Here is a 17940-nt window from a genome sequence, read left to right as displayed (position 1 = left end):
AAAATCACACCTTTGCTACAGAGCCTGCAGACCCGTCACAACCAGCAGATTCAGAGGATTCAGCGGATACGGCACCATATTCGCTCGAAGCGCGGTCGACATAACGTTTCGCATAACGGTAATACAAATAACGACAGTCACCTACAGGCTCCCCCTCAGCCTCTTTTACCAACGACCACAAATACCAACACCACCCCGCAAAACCAACGTACGCCATGCAATGACGACGCTCAGCACAAGTAGGATTGCGCTCAAAATACTCCACTAGAACCGCGTCAAATTCCTGCTTATTAAGTGCGTCAGACACGCACAACGTACCCAAATCCTGCGCATAATCCGACATCCCCGCATACTCCCAATCAATCAGATGGTAGCGTCCAGAAACATCCACAAGCACATTCGCACCCAATATATCGTTGTGCGCCAAGCAAATTTTTTGGCAAGCATCTTTACTCACGCACTCATGCAAACAATCAACCTTATGAAGCAAAGCGTCAGCACCCTCAGGCAACGCAACACGGCGAGCGCACAAATCGCGCAAATAACGCTGAGATTCCTCATAAAAATCGAACCGTCTACTCACCGTAGCGCCACTGTTGTGAAGCTTACGAATCAGACGCATACCTTCGCGCAAATCGCAAGAATCGTGAAAATCAGCGGTACGACAACCTTTCAAAAAATGCGAAATTTTCCAGCCGTATTTCGGATCATCAGCAACCAACGTACCGTCCAAACCAAGGTGCTGCGCCGCACGCAAAGCCTCATCCTCAGCCTGGCGATTCACCAACACATCCGTGCCAACCCCTGGATGACGGTACACATACTCGTTAGAACCAACCGTAAAATGGCAAGAAAGATTCGTCAAACCATTTTTCAACGGGTAAACGTCGCGAATATCCGACTTTTTGCAACCAAGCACCTTAACGATGCGGTCAAAAACTTCACTGTCAACATTTTCCAAAAATAGCGGATCAAACTCGCGAAGTTCATCTAACGAATCGAACTCGTGAATAATCGGCGGATCGTAGCGGCGCATGCGCATATCAAGCTCGTCTAAATGCTCAATCAAAATGTCTTCCCACAGCTTGCCAGCAGTCTGCGGCAAATCATATTCCGCACGCAAAATTCGCACAAACTTAGCCGAAAATTCGCTGTCAAAATACACGTGACCTATCATGTACCACGCATCACTGCCACCAATAGTTACCGAAGTAATGCGATCGTGCGCACCTACACTCATACACCACTCTTTAGTACGGCCCTGCTGATATTGCGCAGAATAGTAAGCCTTCCACACGTATGGTTCAAAAGGATTTTCGTCGAAATAATTGTCAGAAGAACAAATATACGTGTTACTTAAAAGGTGAGCAACAGCCATGATTGAACTGTTGTTGTTGCGCTCACGATATTCCTTATTTGGCACGATTTTTACGCAAAAATCGCCTTTAGTAAACTTGTCTTCCAAATAGAAGAAACGTTCCTGCTTGTATCCAACCACCACGCTAATATCGTTAATTCCCGCCTCTTGTAATTGACGAATTTGTCGTTCCATAAGCACTTCGCCGCGCACAGTGAGTAAACCTTTTGGCAATTCGTAAGAAATCGGGGAAAAGCGGGAGGAAAGGCCAGCTGCCATAATCACCGCATTGTGGACGCGATGCGGTTCGAGTGCGGTAAGACCTTTTGATGTAACTTCACCATTAACAACAAACCCATGCTGAATAGCATCGCGTAACGCACTATTTACTGTGCCTAATGAAAGCTTCGTATGCTCAGCTATAGTACGTTGATTACTTCCTGACAAACGTTGCAATGCTGATATTACAGCAAATTCGTTATGAGTTAATGCTGAATATGCTTCCATAACAGTGTCTCCATGCACTAGCCGAGGTGCATAATGATGGCTCTATACATTTTGTTGCATTAGTATAGTATGCACAAAGGTGTTCAAAAATAATTATTATTAGTTTATTTTGAACATTTGACACTGTTTGCAGCATACACTTTTATACGTATTGCATGGCACCATAACTATTCTTAATACTCACATTCATTACATAACTTGAAAAAATTACATAACACTTGCCACGCAGTATAGCAGACTATATGCGCAAGTACTACGCACAGTACTGCACACTGCCACATAAACGCAAATAGATTGTTGCACTACAATCCACAACAATAGGTAAGATAACAGTGATATGCACATAGTATAAGAACATTACTGCTCATTCCATGCGCACCATTCGCCATTATGAAGGGACATATTATGACTTCTGTCGCAGTGCTGCTGCCGTGCTATAACGAGGCAATCACCATTGAAAAAGTTGTTAAAGACTTTAAGGCGGCACTTCCAGAAGCAACAATATACGTGTACGACAACAACTCAACGGACAATACTGCAAAAATAGCCAAAGAAGCAGGTGCTGTAGTTCGCAAAGAACCTAGACAAGGCAAAGGCAATGTGATTCGTGCAATGTTCCAAGACATAGACGCAGATGTTTACGTAATGGCAGACGGCGACGACACATATCCCGCTGAAGCGGCACCAAACATGGTCGCCAAAGTTATTGAAGGCTACGACATGGTTATTGGCGACCGTCTAAGTTCTACGTATTTCCAAGAGAATAAGCGACCATTCCACAATTTTGGAAATCGTTTAGTTAGAGGCGCAATCAACACGCTTTTCCACGCAAAAGTAACTGATATTATGACAGGCTATCGCGCTTTTTCTTTTTCATTCGTAAAGACTTATCCTGTACTTTCGCGCGGATTTGAAGTTGAAACAGAAATGACTATTCATTCACTCAACAACAATATAAAACTGTACGAAATGCCAATTCAGTATCGTGACCGTCCAGAAGGATCAGTTAGCAAGCTAGACACAGTTGGAGACGGTATTCGAGTGCTTTCAACCATTTTTCACATGATTCGCGAATACAAACCAATGCCTTTCTTTGGAACACTTGGCGTAATAATAACACTGTGCGGAGTAGGAGCATGCATGCTTCCATTCATAGAATTTTGGCGCACACACCTAGTAACACGCTTCCCTACTCTAATTGGTGCTGTAATGCTAATTATTACAGGATTACTATTCTTTATTTCCGGAATTATTCTTGAGATTTTAGCCAAAAATGAGCGCAAACGTTTTATAGAACAAGTAAACCTTTTTGATTACATAAAAAGAAATAGAAAGTAGCAACCTGTGCGAGCCGTCATAAAAAACAATCTTAAACTAAAAACTTATTTGCCATATATAGTGTGCTTTGTTATAAGCGGACTAATAACACTAATGTTTTTTAGTAACTTATTTCAAGCATCCGAATTAGGATTTAAAACACAAAGCATAAATTTAAGCACAGTAAAAGAAGTAAAAGCTGAACAAGCAGAAGACTCTACAAACGCAAGCCGTGATGAAATATATGCAAAATACAAAAATGACGGCGTACATATATCTAAAAATGGCGCAGATGTAGAATTCACAAACTTAAACACGTACAGCAAAACATTAGAGATTTCGCTACAACAAACAAAACCAGTTTATTACGTAACTGGAAGCGTAGAATTAGAAGACTTTGGTGTAGCTCCTGGATACGCTTTAGCTAGCCAATTTAAAATAACAACAGGAAAATTCAATACAACTAAAGTACGTTTAGAAAGTCACGGAAAACTAAACAAAATAAAATTACACTTTAATGAAACGCCAAACGGAATCGTTGTTAAAAATATAACAATTAATCCAAAATACAAGTTGCACATAAACTATGCGAAATGGGCTATATTATTCGTTTTTGGATCCGCGATTATAACTATACGTAAGAAAAAATGGCACAAAATAGCCTATATTCAAGGAGATCGAGTTCAAACTATAATTTTTTGGGCTTTGTGCGCAATAGTAACCGGATTCTCACTGTATATTTGGCTCCGATTAAACACTTATAATCGAATACGCGTTCCACTCTCCTACGATAAATACGATTTTATAGACGGAAACCCATATACAGAGCAGTTAAAAGCCTGGAAACAAGGATCGCTATCTTTGCTACAAGACCCACCAAATGGCTTATTGCATTCAACAAACCCATTTAGCATTGGCAAAAGAATGCAATTAGTGCGCGAGGGAACTCCTGCAATATGGGATGTTGTGCTGCATAATGGCAAATATTATTGCTACTTTGGAATAGTACCGTTTATTTTAACTTATTTGCCGTTTAACGCTTTGTTCCCAGCTTGGATGCCGAGCGCAATAATGGTCACAACATTATTTGCAGCAATTACAATACCAGCATTATTTGCATTGTGGAAAGAAATAATAACATTCTTTGAAATACGAATAAACTACTGCTCAATGCTGCTTATAGGAGCAGCCTTACCATTTGGATGCCTTGTTTTTTATCTGCAAGCATCTGCATCGATTTACTACATTCCTATGGTAAGCGCTATATTTTTCGGAACATTATTTGTTTACGCATCACTGAAAGCCGTAAGGCTTAAGACTAAATTTACTCAGTATGCATTATTTGCTTTAGCTGGATTAAGCTTAGCTTTGCAATGCGGTTGTAGACCAAATTCTTGCATTTCCACAGTTGCGTTTATAGCTCCACTGTTTATTGCTTTACTGCTTAACAACTCCAGAAGCGTAGTAAATAAAGTATCTGCAGCTTTAAGCTTCCTAACTCCTGCAATAGCTGGGTTTGCCGGAATCTTAGTATATAACTACTTGCGTTTTGGTTCATTCTTTAACTTTGGTAACGAAGAACAATTAACAAATTTTGACTTGCGATTTAATCGTATAGCATTTGACCCTCTAAAAATCAAAGACTTGTTAATAAACTTCTTTATAAAGCCACCAAGCATAGATACGGAATTCCCGTATATTACAATAACCAGCTCAAACATTTCGGATTATGGAAATAGTTTCTTTAATCACATGACATTTGGTCTGCTATCAATACCACTTATTTGGGGCATTTTCTTAATAAGACGCAAGTACATGCAAAAAATCGAATACATAATGTGCTTAAGCGGAATAACATTCTCGATTATGTTAATCTACGTAAACTACTGCTTAGGCGGCAGCCTTTACCGTTATTATTGCGATTCAATAATAATTCTTATGATTATTGCATCTATTGGTTTTGCTAGAAGAAATTGCTCAGCTAATCAAGATGCGCAGTTGCAATTAGATAAAGAAAATGCATGCAACAATATCGAATTGAATAGGAACCAAATGTCTACTCAAACTCTAATCGTTGCATGCACTACATTAACGATAGTATTAGGATTCTTGCTTGTATTTGCAAATCACACAGAAGCTGCGAATGAAATACAATACACAAATCCAGATGCTTTTATTGCATGGAGCCAAATGCTATCAGTGGGCTTCTAACACAACATTCTGGCACTTTTGATGCCATAAGCCATTGCCATCATTGTGTTCATCTTCAATAGGCGCGCCGAGCTTCTTAAAGTCACCGCGCGCATAATAATCCTTGCGAAGATTGAACATGATAACGAACTTCTTATCCTTACCATGCGTCCAAACATCACCATTCTGGCAACGCTGACGCCACCAGCCAGCACCCATATTCTCCTCATCAGCAACAGGAGCGCCAAGCCAAGCAGCACCACGATGCCTATAGTAAGAATCACGAAGAGCAAACATGATAACAAACTTCTTATCCTTACCATGCGTCCAAACATCACCATTCTGGCAACGCTGACGCCACCAGCCAGCACCCATATTCTCCTCATCAGCAACAGGAGCGCCAAGCCAAGCAGCACCACGATGCCTATAGTAAGAATCACGAAGAGCAAACATATGATAACAAACTTCTTATCCTTACCATGCGTCCAAACATCACCATTCTGGCAACGCTGACGCCACCAGCCAGCACCCATATTCTCCTCATCAGCAACAGGAGCACCAAGCCAACCAGCACCACGATGCCTATAGTAAGAATCACGAAGCTCATACATAATAGCGATCTTCTTATCCTTACCATGCGTCCAAACATCACCATTCTGGCAACGCTGACGCCACCAGCCAGCACCCATATTCTCCTCATCAGCAACAGGAGCACCAAGACGACCAGGACCGCCATGAGCATAGTATGAATCGCGAAGCTCATACTGGAGCGCAAACTTCTTGTCTCCACTAGTCCATACTTCACGACGACCAGAACTCTTTACAGTCCAGCCACCATAGTTGCGGGTTTCTCCAGAAGGCTTAGAAGAATTAGGCTTGGTAATCGTATTACCAAACTCAGAAACACCATTGATTTCGCCGCCACCAGCCATGCCGAATGCGTTCAAATCGACGCGACCATCAATTCCGTCAACGCTGCCGTCGGAAGTGTACTGCCATCCGCGCAATGCTGTAGAAATAGGGAAGCCTACGCGAGAACCGTAGCTAGCAACCCAGCTTGTACGCTCGTGAATATACTGAGAATTTAATGGTCCTCTCAAATAATTTGCATAAGAGTAAACGCCGAGCTTATGGTAGCCTGCAGAAACTAACTGATTCCACCAGGAAGCAACAATATCCTGGTAAACGTATGGTGATGTTGGTGGTTTATGACCACTCCAGCTCCACTTTTCCAAATCGTAATAAACAGGATACGTTAAATCGTCAGGGCTTACTCCAGCACCCTTCAAAAGCTTCACAATATCGGCACCCTCAGCGGCACCATCTTCAGCTTTTTCAGCATAAGAGTACATGTAAATACCAAACGGAATACCAAGACGCTTACATTCGCTAATATTGCGCAAAGCTTGCTTGTCATATCCATTATCCCAACCGTAGCTAATACGAATAATCGCACCATCTACGCCAGAAGATTTTACAGCTTCCCAATCAATTTCTTTTTGATGCTCAGAAACATCAATAACCGCCTTAGCGTTATTAACGAACACATCATCATTTCCATCAATAAAAGCCGTAGTGCCATCAGCATCACTCCAATGCGCACCATACTCATTATCAATAAACGAGCTTTGATACACAGTGCCAGAATGTGATTGAATAATAGGTTTAACAACACTTTTAGTATGCACATTGGTATACACATTAGCACGCACATTTGCATGCACATGTTCAATCGATGAAGATTTTTGCGGCGCAACGACATTCATAGTGAAAGCAGTAGCAGCCGACACTAATCCAGCTAATACACGTACGATAATCTGTCCCACGAGTCCTCCAGACATGTTTTTTACGTGTCTCTCCGCTATTACCATAGCAATAGCACCCTAATAGCAAGCATAAATTCAATGAAAATGTGAAAATAATATGCAAAACATGTGATTTTCACAAAAAACTGAAATAAATAAACCATTAAAAAGAAAATTGCAAAACGTAAAGCAAAAATAAAAAAATGGAGCGGACGACGGGAATCGGACCCGCGTAATCAGTTTGGAAGACTGAGACTCTACCATTGAGCTACGTCCGCAATTACGCACCATATTTGCACGAAATATTCACGCACAAATATCGACTCGTTCAAGTATACAGATGCTTGTGACATCGACACAAGTGCACAAAACATATTTTTCTTATAATGTAGCTTTTCTTATAAGACTTCAAGCATTACAACAGCTGATGCAAAAGCTGAATTATCGTCTAATAATCCGTCATGACTAAGCGAAATATGCCAACGAATATTATCTATGTGCTCACTACTATCTACACACTCGCTGGACGCACTGAAAAGCGATTTTACAAGTTGCGAATGCACATCTGAGCTGAGAATAATGCGTGGGCAACCATGGGAATCGTTAAGAATCTCAATACTCGCCCATGGCATGTTATCCAGAGTATATGGATAAGGGTTATTTATTGTGCATAACGCCTCGGACCACGCTTTAATCACAGCTTCTTTGCCAGCCCAGCGTGCTGCAATATGTAAAGCTCTCTCATCATTCTTCACTTGCGCACGAAGATCACATTGTCGAAGCTCTCGCACAGAAAACAGCGCACGCCAACCATTGCCATCCTGCATCTGCTCAGCAAACTGCGCAACGTTTACCAAGTCGTGCCCTATTCCTGCAATCATACGCACCTACTTTTAACACACATACCTACTTTTTTATGTTCTACGCAAAAATACTATATAAAATCTTGTATAAAATATATTTAAATCAACAATCACTTACGCGCTTTTACTGCAGTAACAAACGCCGAAAAAGTCACCGGCAAATGTTTTCCAAAACTACAAAACCGCAACAAACACCAGAAAATTACGCACGCGACAAATTGCTTAAGCATGTGCACAAGAAACGCTACAAGCGTGATTAATTCATATACGAATAAATTACTATAAAACGATAAACTTTTAGATAATTTTAAATAATTCGTCGTTATGACAATATTTTATACATAGAGCACCCCCCCCCCGGCAGGAAATTTTACAGTTATGGAATACTTAACAATAAAAAAATTACGACAAAATAGCAAAAATACGATATAATATTATGCAACATGTGTATAAGCGTACTTATTGTCTACCGTTGCTTTATGCAAACACAGAATTAGTATTTGAAGAAGAACTAGACACACGTTTATATACGACGCACATTAGGGAACGCTAAATTAAAAAGCACAAGAATAAAGGATTACAGATTATTATGGCAAATAACACTCGCAAAAAGCACGCACACGAGCAAGTTGAGAGCTCGTTTAAAAACGTTGATTCATCTTCTGCGTATGCAACCATGCGAAAGGTGTCATTGAGCACACTTGCCACAGTTCTTACTGCCGCCACTTGCTTGGGCGGTCAGCCAATCCTCGCATCCTCTAATATTCTTCTTCCTCCAACTACTGCGGCATTTGCGCAAGAAGTGCGTAACGCAGACCCTACTCCTTGGCTACATACGCCAAACATTCTTGAGTATCAGCGCTACCGTTACTTAAACAGTAAAGGCGAATTTGGCTACGTTGGAGACGATAAAGTCGGCGACTGGGATAGAATCATCAACAAAACCGACATGTATGCACACGTTCAAGGCGAAGGCAATAACAAATACATGGTTTTCGACGTGTTCTTTAACAACGACGGTAAATCCATGATTTCTGCATCAAAAAAGCATCAATACGTGTGGCAAATTCCTTATGCAATTGCCGATTTAAGCAACGGCGGCTACAAGGGTGACACTATGCGCAATCTTAGATTTGACTTCTACAAGCGAAATGACAAATCACCTCAGACGTATGCAAATCTTTCTCACGATATTACCTTGTTCGATTACGACGCAAGCAAATCGTTCAGCCAAGACTTCTTGAAAGATAGCCAGGATCACAATAACTCAACATATCACTACTCTATAGGTGTACGCCCTGGCAGACCAGGTGATCAAGACATAAAAGATAACTTCCATGTTAACCCAGATGCTTTGGATTCTGCTATTAAAAAGGCTCTCCCACCAAACCAAAGACCTTATAACGGCTACAACTATGGCATTGGCATAACAACAACTCACATTGATTACGCTGTTCACATGCATTGCGAGTTGAAGCTTCGCCCAGGCGTAACCGATGAAGAAATCAAAAATGCCTTTACTTGGGCAAATAGCAGCTCTTATGGTAGAACTACTCATTCTGCTTACACCTTTATTTCTGGTCGCACAAAAGATGAAAATGTGCCACCTACAAAAAGCGACAATTTGCCTCCAAAGTTATATTTGAACGGCAAAGAGCTTACAGACGACTCCAGTAGCATTACCATATATCAGGGCGAGTCGCCAAAGATTACTTTCGGCACGTCCGATAATAGCGAAAAGGTGACGAAGTTCTCTGTAAATGGATTCCCTAATAACATAAATAACGCAAACTTTACAGAGGATAAAGCCGAAGGTTTTGACGCAACTGAAAAGAATCCTTACAAACACGAAATTAAAGATGTTAAGTTTGAGCACAAGAACGGCAATACGCCAATAAACTCCGACTACACGATTACTGTTTCTGCAACCGATGCTTCCGGCAACAAAGCAGAAAAGAAAGTCACTGTACATCTTAAGAACCAAAATCTTAAGCATAAGGCTCCAACCGCTACCCCAATTACTGTTGATTGGGGTCATAAGCCAACTGCAGATGAGCTCAAGCAGCATGTTTCTGGAGCGGACGGCGGAACGCTTACTTTTGACTCTATTCCAGAAACTAAGCTTCCTGACATTGCCTTTAACAGCAAAGACACTGCTCCTGCGTACGCTTCTGGAAAAGTGACGTATAGCGATGGCTCGTATCACAATGTGACTGTTCCTGTGAATGTTAAGAAGCCACTTTCTTTGCAACATAAGCTTAATGGAAATACCGTTAATGCTACTGTTGGCGAAGATCTTAAAAAGATAAAAGGCACCAACAAAGTTGACGCTAAGCAATATCTTGGCAAGCTTGACGACGCTACTAATAAGAGCATCAAGAGCGCAGAGTGGGTGAACGACGAGCCTTCAACAGACGTTGCAGGAAAGAGAACTTACACTGCTAAAGTCACGTTTAATGACGGCAGCACAGCGGAAGAAAAGGTCACTTTCACTGTGCGCCCTAAGAAGCCTACAATTGAAACTGATTTGACTGGCGTTGCAGGCGTAAAAAACAAGGAAGTTGTAGTTGACGCTGGCCCTGGCACCGAAGGAAGCACTGTAACTCTTAAAAGTAAAGACAATAATAATAAAGTTATCGGCACTGGAAAAGTTGGAGCCGATGGCAAAGTTACGATTACTGTTGAAGACGGCATTCCTGCTGGAAATGTAACTGCCGTAACATCTACAAATCCTGCAGATCCAACTAAGGAGCAGTCGGTCCAGTCGCCAGTAAGCGACCCTAAGAATGCTACTAAAGACGACAAAGCTCCAACGCTTACTGCCGATAAAACCAATATTGAAGTCGAAGTTGGCAAAGATTTAACTATCAACCTTACAGCAAAAGACAATTTGAAAGTTGATAGAATCGACACATCAACAGCTACGATGACTCTGTTTAAAAATGACCAAACAAAGCTGTTTAGTAACCTGACTCGCGCTGGATCAAAGTACGATTCTAAGAACACAGACAAAGAGAAGAAACTTACTTATACATTCTCTGGCTTTAAGACTGAAGAAATTGGCACATACGACTTAACATTTAAGGCATTCGATTCTGCAGGAAACGAGTCAACGCCTGTAACTGTAAAGGTAACAGTTAAGAAGAAAGAAGATCTTCAGACTAGGCCTATTACTGTTAACTTGGGTCAAACGCTAGACGAAAAATGGGCAAAGAAAACTATAGCCAACCACAGGAGCTTACCAAAAGGGACTAAGTTCGCATGGAGCACTGAAACTGGCGGAACTCCAAACACTTCCACCGTTGGCAAGGAAAAGCCTGGAAAAGTTGTTGTAACTATTCCTACTAACGACCCAAATAATCCACAAGTTGAAACTGTTGACGTTAAGGTAACTGTTAAGGATAGCGAAAGTCCTAAAGTTACGATTCAGCAAAAAGGCGAAGGTGGCACATATAACACCATTAATGGTGAATATCCTGATGGGCCAAAACACGCACAAGTATTCACTATCACTACATACCGCGGTGATAAGAACGATATTAAGATTACTGCAACCGACAACAGCGGAAACGTTACAACTCTTGCTTTAACGCCTAAAACTCCAGGCGAGACAGAAAAAGATCCTACTGGAACTGGCACAACTGCAGATCCTAAGACTTTAACGCTTGATGGCACTACTCCACTCAACACTGAGCCTGGCGAGTATAAGCGTACTATCACGGCGGTGGATCCTTCGGGCAACACTACAAACGTGGCTGTGAAGTTTATTGTTAAGCCGCAATCAGATAAGTACAGCAAAGTCACAGGCACGCCTGTTACGTACAACATGAGTAGCGGCACAAAGCATCCAGATCCTAAGAGCGGCATTGATCCAGAAGCAGTGAAGAAACTGCCTAAGGACGCTAAGTATTCTTGGGCTAAAGAACCAGATTGGAATAAGCCTGGCAAAGATACAACCGCTACAGTCCGCATAACGTTCCCAGACGGCTCAACTAAAGACGTGGAGACAAAAGTTACCGTTAAGGACAATATCGCGCCTGTTATTGAGAAACCTGCTACAAATCAGGTGAAACATGACGATAAACAAATGTACTACCAATTCAAGGTGCATAAGGGCGAGCAGTTCAGCATTGATATCAACGCTTACGATAACAGCGGCAAGATCAAGAGTGCGGAATTTAATTCGGCTTTACCTACAAACATAACTGGCAGCAATATTAGCATCGCTGATAAAGATAATAATTCTGCGGAAAAGCCTGCAAAAATTACTATTACAGGTACTGCTAAGCGCGCTGATAATACGAATCCTGATGCAAACAAGTGGTCTCGCGATCTTGTTGTTAAGGACGAAGCTGGCAACGAGTCTAGGATTAAGGTTCAGATTTCCGTGTACACGGATGCTGAAGAGCATACTGCTACAGCTAAGCAAGTTGATAATCCTAAGGATAACAACGCAATTACCAACGCGATCACAATAACAAGATATGATAATCCAAATACGCCAATCGATAAGACTGGTATAACATTTGAAGTTGGAAAAATTCCTACAGATGATGGAAATTACACTGTTCCTGTAACTGTTAAATATCCAGATGGATCTTCAAGCAAAGTTGAAGTGCCTATTGTCGTTAATAGGGAGTCCAACAACTATGACCCTGTTGGTAAGACGATTACTGTTCATTGGAATTCTAAGGAAGATATTGCAAATAAGATTAAGTCGTTTGGCGATGGCAATGGCTTGACGTGGAATGGAAACTCTCCAAAGCAAAATCCAACAGTAGAAATCGTCAACACAAAAGACGTTCCAAGCACCGATAAGCCTGGCGAAAGCAAAGTGCAGGTTAAGGTTACGTATTCGGATGGCTCTAGTGACGTTGCAACAGTAACTGTTAAAGTTTTGGATCCACAAAACAAGGATTACACGCCAGAAGGCCAAACTATTAAGGTTGACTACAGTAAGACGAAGAACACTACCATAGAGGATAGTGTAAAGAAGAATGGCATTAAGCTAAAGAAAAATGGCGCTGACACGACTTTGCCTACTGACGCAACAGTGACCATTGACAGCAATAGCACTATTCCAGATGGCACTCAGCCTGGCGATTTTACTGTTCCTGTAACAATCACCTATGGCGATGGTTCAACGGATCACGCAACGGTAACCGTTAAGGTTGGCGAGCCTCAGAATAAGAAGTATGAGCCAAATAAGCCTGATGGAATCAGCGTTGGATATAACGGTAAGGTTCCTTCTGATGAAGAAATCAAAGGTAAAGTCAAGTTTGACGATAACAACAAACCTCCAACAGACGGTACAACAATTACAGTTGATAAAGGTCAAACACCTATCGACACTAAGACTCCTGGAACCGTAAACGTTAAGGTTACTGTTACCTACCCTGACGGTTCTGAGGATCACGTGGAAGTTCCTGTAACAGTTGGCAATCCAGATAACGTGACTCATAAGGCTTCTGCAACGCCTATAGAGTTGAAGCGCAATAAAGACAATACAAATAAGCCAAATGAAGATGACATTAAAAAGCATGTCACAACTGGAGTTGCTGAAACTGAGAAGCAGCCAACCATTACTGTAGACACGGATAAGATTCCAGATACAAACAAGACTGGTACAACTAATGTTCCTGTAACTATTAAGTATGAAGACGGCACTACCACAACCGTACAGGTTCCTGTTGTTGTAACGGATACAAACGCAGACGAATACACTCCAAACGTTGACCCTGTGGAAGAGCAGTATGGTACCAGCAGAAACGATACTAAGGAAGCTGTTAAGAAGGCTGTAACTGTTCCTGATTGGCCAGATAAAGATGATAAAACTAAGCCACAGCCAAAAGTCACTATCACCAGCAAAGATGAGGATATTCCAGACGGCACAAAGCCTGGTACTTATCATGTACATGTAGATGTTGAGTACCCTGACAAAACTGTTGATAAAGTTACTGTTGATGTGACTATTAAGAACAAGCAGTCGGATACTTTTGAGCCAAAGGCAACACCTGTTGTTAAGCAGTATGGCAAGAAGGTTACATCTGAAGATGTAACTAAGAACGTAACTGTTCCTGGTTGGCCAGAAAACAAAAAGAATGACTTAAAGATTGAGTTGAACGATCCTAACAAAGCTTTGCCAGATGGTCAAACTCCTGGAGACTCTACTGTTACGGTTAAAGTCACCTACCCAGATGGCACAACTGACACTGTTGAAGTTCCAGTAACTATTAGCAACAAACAGTCTGAACTTTACCCACCTAAGGCAGATAATCTTGAAAAAGATAATGGTCAAAAGCCTTCGGACAGTGACATTACAAGTAAGGTTACGATTCCTACCTGGCCAACGAACGAAACAAATAAGCCAACTTACTCTATTGCTGATGGCGATAAGTCTAAGATCCCTAATGGAGATAAGGCTGGCAAGTTTGAAGTGCCTGTAACAGTTACGTATCCGGATGGATCAACAACCGTGATTAACGTGCCTGTAACTATTAAGACTCCAACTGCTACGACTAAAGTTGTGACTGTGCCAAAGGGCGTGGAGCCTAAGCCAGAAGACAGCATTGCCAATAAGGATAAGTTCCCTGAGGGTACGCAGTTCGAGTGGAAGAAAGACAACGGCAAGGAAACTGGCAAACCAGATACTTCTTCGGAAGGAAACAAGTCAGGCATTGTTGTTGTAACAGTTCCAGGTCAAGCTCCTGTGGAAGTGCCAGTAACTGTGAACGTTGTTGACCCAAGTGCTCCACAAATCAATGTGCCGCAAGGTAAGGATTTGCCAAAGCCTGAAGATGTAATTAATGGTTCCACTGATAAGACCAAGTACCCAGAAGGAACTAAGTTCGAGTGGAGTAAGGAAGATACACCAGATACCAAGAATCCCGGCACGAAGAATGGCAAGATTATTGTTACTATTCCAGGCCAGGCTCCTGTGAAAGTGCCTGTAACAGTGAACGTTTTGCCAAAGCCAGAAGCGAATGTTGTGAACGTTCCACTAAATGGCACACTGCCAGAAGCTAAGGATGTTATTAAGGATTCTACCGATAAGAATAAGTTCCCTAATGGCACTACGTTCGAGTGGGAAGATAGTGGCAAACCAACTACAGATACCGTTGGAGAAAAGACAGGCGGTAAAGTAAAAGTCACCATTCCAGGCGTAAATGGCAAGTCTGGTTATACGATTGATGTTCCTGTAACTGTGAACGTAAATCCTGCGCCTATAGCGAAGGAAACCTCCGTTGCTCAGAACAGCGATCCAGATCCTAAGAACAGCATTAAAGACAACGATAAGTTGCCAGAAGGAACCACATTTGAGTGGAAGAAAGATGCTGCTCCAAAGACAGACAAGCCAGGCACCACTACTGGCACTGTGATTGTAAAGATTCCAGGACAAGAGCCTCAAGAAGTGCCTGTAAAAATTACTGTTACAGCATCTCCTGAAGGAAAAGACGTAACTGTGCTGCAAAAGACTGACGGCAAGGACAACACTCCTCAGCCAAAGGATGTTATTAAGAATAATAGCGATTTGCCTGAGAATGCCAAGACTTCTTGGAAGAAGAAGCCTGATACGTCAAAGACTGGCAACCAACCAGGCATTGTGACCGTTAAGGTGCCAGGCGAGCCAGATGTTGACATTCCAGTCAACGTGCTCGTTGTGCCAAATCCAGCCGGTAAAACGGTGAGCGTACATGTTGGTGATTCTCCAAGCGCAGAAAACAGCATTGCCAATAAGGATGAGTTACCTAACGGAACCAAGTTTGCTTGGGCAACTAACGGTACTCCAGATACCAAGACAGCTGGAAACAATAAGAGCGGCACTGTCGTGGTAACTATTCCGGGTATCGCAAATCCTGTGAACGTACCAGTAACAGTAAACGTTGTGGCACAGAATAAGCCATTTATTAATGGTGGCAAGGCAGAAAACACACCAGATAAGTCTGATAAGACAACTATTACTGGTAAAACTCAGCCAGGAAACACAGTAACTGTCAAAGACAATGACGGTAATACTGTTGGTACTGGAGATGCCAACAAAGACGGAAACTTCACTATCGAAATCGATAAGAAGGATCCTGGCACAACACTCAAGCTTGTTCCAAACAAGGGTGGAGTTGATGGTGATGCAACTACTGTAATCGTCACTGCTAAACCACAAAAGCCAACGATTACGGTACCAACCGACAACCAGAAGAACGACGGAAACGTAACTGTAACTCCGCCAACTGGCGACACAACGGTTGTAAAGATTGAAATCAATGCTAAGCCAAATTCAATCAATGGTCCAGAACAGCCAGTTCGCACAATTATTGCTAAGAAGGATAACGATGGTAAGTGGAAGATTGACGGAGACGCTCCAGATGGCGTAACTGTTGATCCAAAGACTGGCGTTGTTACTATTACAGCAAAGAATTTGGAGGATGGCAGCACTATTACTGCAGTATCTAAGAACAAGACAGATAAACCATCTGATCCTGCTACTGCTGTGACTGGCTTTAAGACTCCACAGATTAGCGAGCAAACGCTAAAAGACAATCCAGATGATTCTACTAAACAAATCATCACTGGAAAGACTCTTCCGGGCGCAACAGTAACTGTTACCGACAAAGATGGAAAGCAAATCGGAACAGGCGTTGCAGATAAGAATGGCAACTTCACTATTACTATCGACAAGCAAAAGCCTGGTGCCATCGTCACCCTCACACCAACCAACGGTAAGGGTGATGGTGCAAAGACAGGCGATAGCGTAAATATTACTGTCAACGGAAATATAACTAAGCCAAAGATTGACACTCCAGCCGAGGGTGGTGCTAGCGTGACGCCTGATCTCACGGATACGCGCGTGAACAAGGTTGTAGTTACTTACACTCCAGAAGGCAGTGAAACAACCGCAACGATTACTGTTGTTGCTGAAGGCGACAAGCATGAGTGGAAGATTGACGGAGACGCTCCAGAAGGCGTAACCGTTAATCCGCAAACTGGCGTTGTTACGATTCCAGCAAACAAGATTAAGCACGGTAGCACTATTACTGCGCAATCAGAAGACAGTAGCGATAAGACTGGCAAGAGCAAGTCAGAAGTGGTAACTGCTAAAGTTGGCGAAAAGGAGAAGCCTGCACCAGAACCAACGCCAACGCCTGCGGGTGAGCCGACTATACTCACGCCACAAGATGGTGTTGAGCAAGGTTCCGCAACTGTTACCCCACCAGCAGATGCTGATACTCTCGAAATCACGTATACTCCAGAAGGCGATACAACGACTCCTGTAACAATTACCGTGAAGAAAGATAAGAATGGTAACTGGACTATTGACGGTAACACTCCAACCGGCGTGACTGTTGATCCTAAGACTGGTAAAGTCACCATCCCTGCAACCCAAATCAAGGATGGTAGTACGATTACCGCGCAAGCCAAGAAGAATGGTCAACCATCCAACATGGCAAACGGTAAAGTCGGAAACAACCCAACCAAGAAACCAGAACCAACACCAGAACCGGCGCCGACACCGGAACCAGCACCTGCACCGACACCTGCGCCAACCCCAGAACATGAATCTGGTTCTCATGATTCTGATGAACACACTGGCAACAGTGAAAACAACAGGAATAAGAGCAATAACACTCAGTTACAAGCTCCTAAGTCTCCTGCACGTCACTCCTCCGGCCAGGTTGCGCAATCAAAGTTAACCAATACAGGCTCTGCAATTGCTGCAGCAGGCGCTGTTGCTGCACTCGCAGCCGCAATAGGTGCTGCACTCGCAGTCATTATTCGCAGGAAGAAGCGCGACTAAACGTTGGTGTTGCAACAAATATTAAAATTGAATAAATAATATACATATGCTCCGTGATAAAAGGGTTCGCAAAATTTACGACAACTCTTCAACCACGGAGCATTGTTA

The 17940-nt window shown here is 42.4% G+C and carries 6 protein-coding genes and 1 tRNA gene; 3 read left to right on the top strand and 4 right to left on the bottom strand.

Annotated features, from left to right (window positions below; genetic code table 11):
* Positions 1–4: 4 nt before the first annotated feature.
* Positions 5–1864, bottom strand: coding sequence for a phosphotransferase (locus tag HXT32_RS01010; RefSeq protein ID WP_422118991.1), 1860 nt, complete (start codon positions 1862–1864; stop codon positions 5–7).
* Between the two features lie 405 nt (positions 1865–2269).
* On the opposite strand from HXT32_RS01010, the gene HXT32_RS01005 reads away from it, so the two are divergent.
* Both HXT32_RS01005 and HXT32_RS01000 read left to right on the top strand, forming a co-directional pair.
* A complete protein-coding gene (locus HXT32_RS01005) occupies positions 2270–3202 on the top strand; it encodes a glycosyltransferase family 2 protein (RefSeq protein WP_012914461.1) in 933 nt (310 codons plus the stop codon).
* Positions 3203–3295: 93 nt separating this feature from the next.
* A complete protein-coding gene (locus HXT32_RS01000) occupies positions 3296–5392 on the top strand; it encodes a hypothetical protein (RefSeq protein WP_219705477.1) in 2097 nt (698 codons plus the stop codon).
* On the opposite strand, the gene HXT32_RS00995 is transcribed toward HXT32_RS01000, so the two are convergent.
* The 3 genes from HXT32_RS00995 to HXT32_RS00985 all read right to left on the bottom strand — a co-directional run bounded on the left by HXT32_RS00995 (position 5389) and on the right by HXT32_RS00985 (position 8057).
* The gene (locus tag HXT32_RS00995) at positions 5389–7212 is read right to left on the bottom strand and encodes a GH25 family lysozyme (protein WP_422119864.1); all 1824 of its coding nucleotides are present in this window, start codon (positions 7210–7212) and stop codon (positions 5389–5391) included. The genes HXT32_RS01000 and HXT32_RS00995 overlap by 4 nt on opposite strands.
* A gap of 168 nt (positions 7213–7380) precedes the next feature.
* Positions 7381–7454: transfer RNA gene (locus HXT32_RS00990), tRNA-Gly, on the bottom strand.
* A gap of 120 nt (positions 7455–7574) precedes the next feature.
* Complete coding sequence (locus HXT32_RS00985) at positions 7575–8057, bottom strand: holo-ACP synthase (protein WP_004109204.1); 483 nt, start codon at positions 8055–8057, stop codon at positions 7575–7577.
* 571 nt (positions 8058–8628) lie between these two features.
* On the opposite strand from HXT32_RS00985, the gene HXT32_RS00980 reads away from it, so the two are divergent.
* Positions 8629–17832, top strand: coding sequence for a Rib/alpha-like domain-containing protein (locus tag HXT32_RS00980; RefSeq protein WP_422118989.1), 9204 nt, complete (start codon positions 8629–8631; stop codon positions 17830–17832).
* Positions 17833–17940: the final 108 nt, after the last annotated feature.

It is taken from the genome of Gardnerella sp. DNF00747 (genome assembly GCF_049262675.1).
GTDB lineage: Bacteria > Actinomycetota > Actinomycetes > Actinomycetales > Bifidobacteriaceae > Bifidobacterium > Bifidobacterium swidsinskii.
Note: the sequence above shows the minus strand (reverse complement) of the source record. Positions and strands in the feature narration are given on the sequence as shown.

Excerpts from the sequence above, each read along its gene's own strand:
- HXT32_RS00980 (WP_422118989.1), top strand. The coding sequence starts at position 8,629 with ATGGCAAATAACACTCGCAAAAAGCACGCACACGAGCAAGTTGAGAGC.
- HXT32_RS00985 (WP_004109204.1), bottom strand. The coding sequence starts at position 8,057 with ATGATTGCAGGAATAGGGCACGACTTGGTAAACGTTGCGCAGTTTGCT.
- HXT32_RS01010 (WP_422118991.1), bottom strand. The coding sequence starts at position 1,864 with ATGGAAGCATATTCAGCATTAACTCATAACGAATTTGCTGTAATATCA.
- HXT32_RS00995 (WP_422119864.1), bottom strand. The coding sequence starts at position 7,212 with ATGTCTGGAGGACTCGTGGGACAGATTATCGTACGTGTATTAGCTGGA.
- HXT32_RS01005 (WP_012914461.1), top strand. The coding sequence starts at position 2,270 with ATGACTTCTGTCGCAGTGCTGCTGCCGTGCTATAACGAGGCAATCACC.
- HXT32_RS01000 (WP_219705477.1), top strand. The coding sequence starts at position 3,296 with ATGTTTTTTAGTAACTTATTTCAAGCATCCGAATTAGGATTTAAAACA.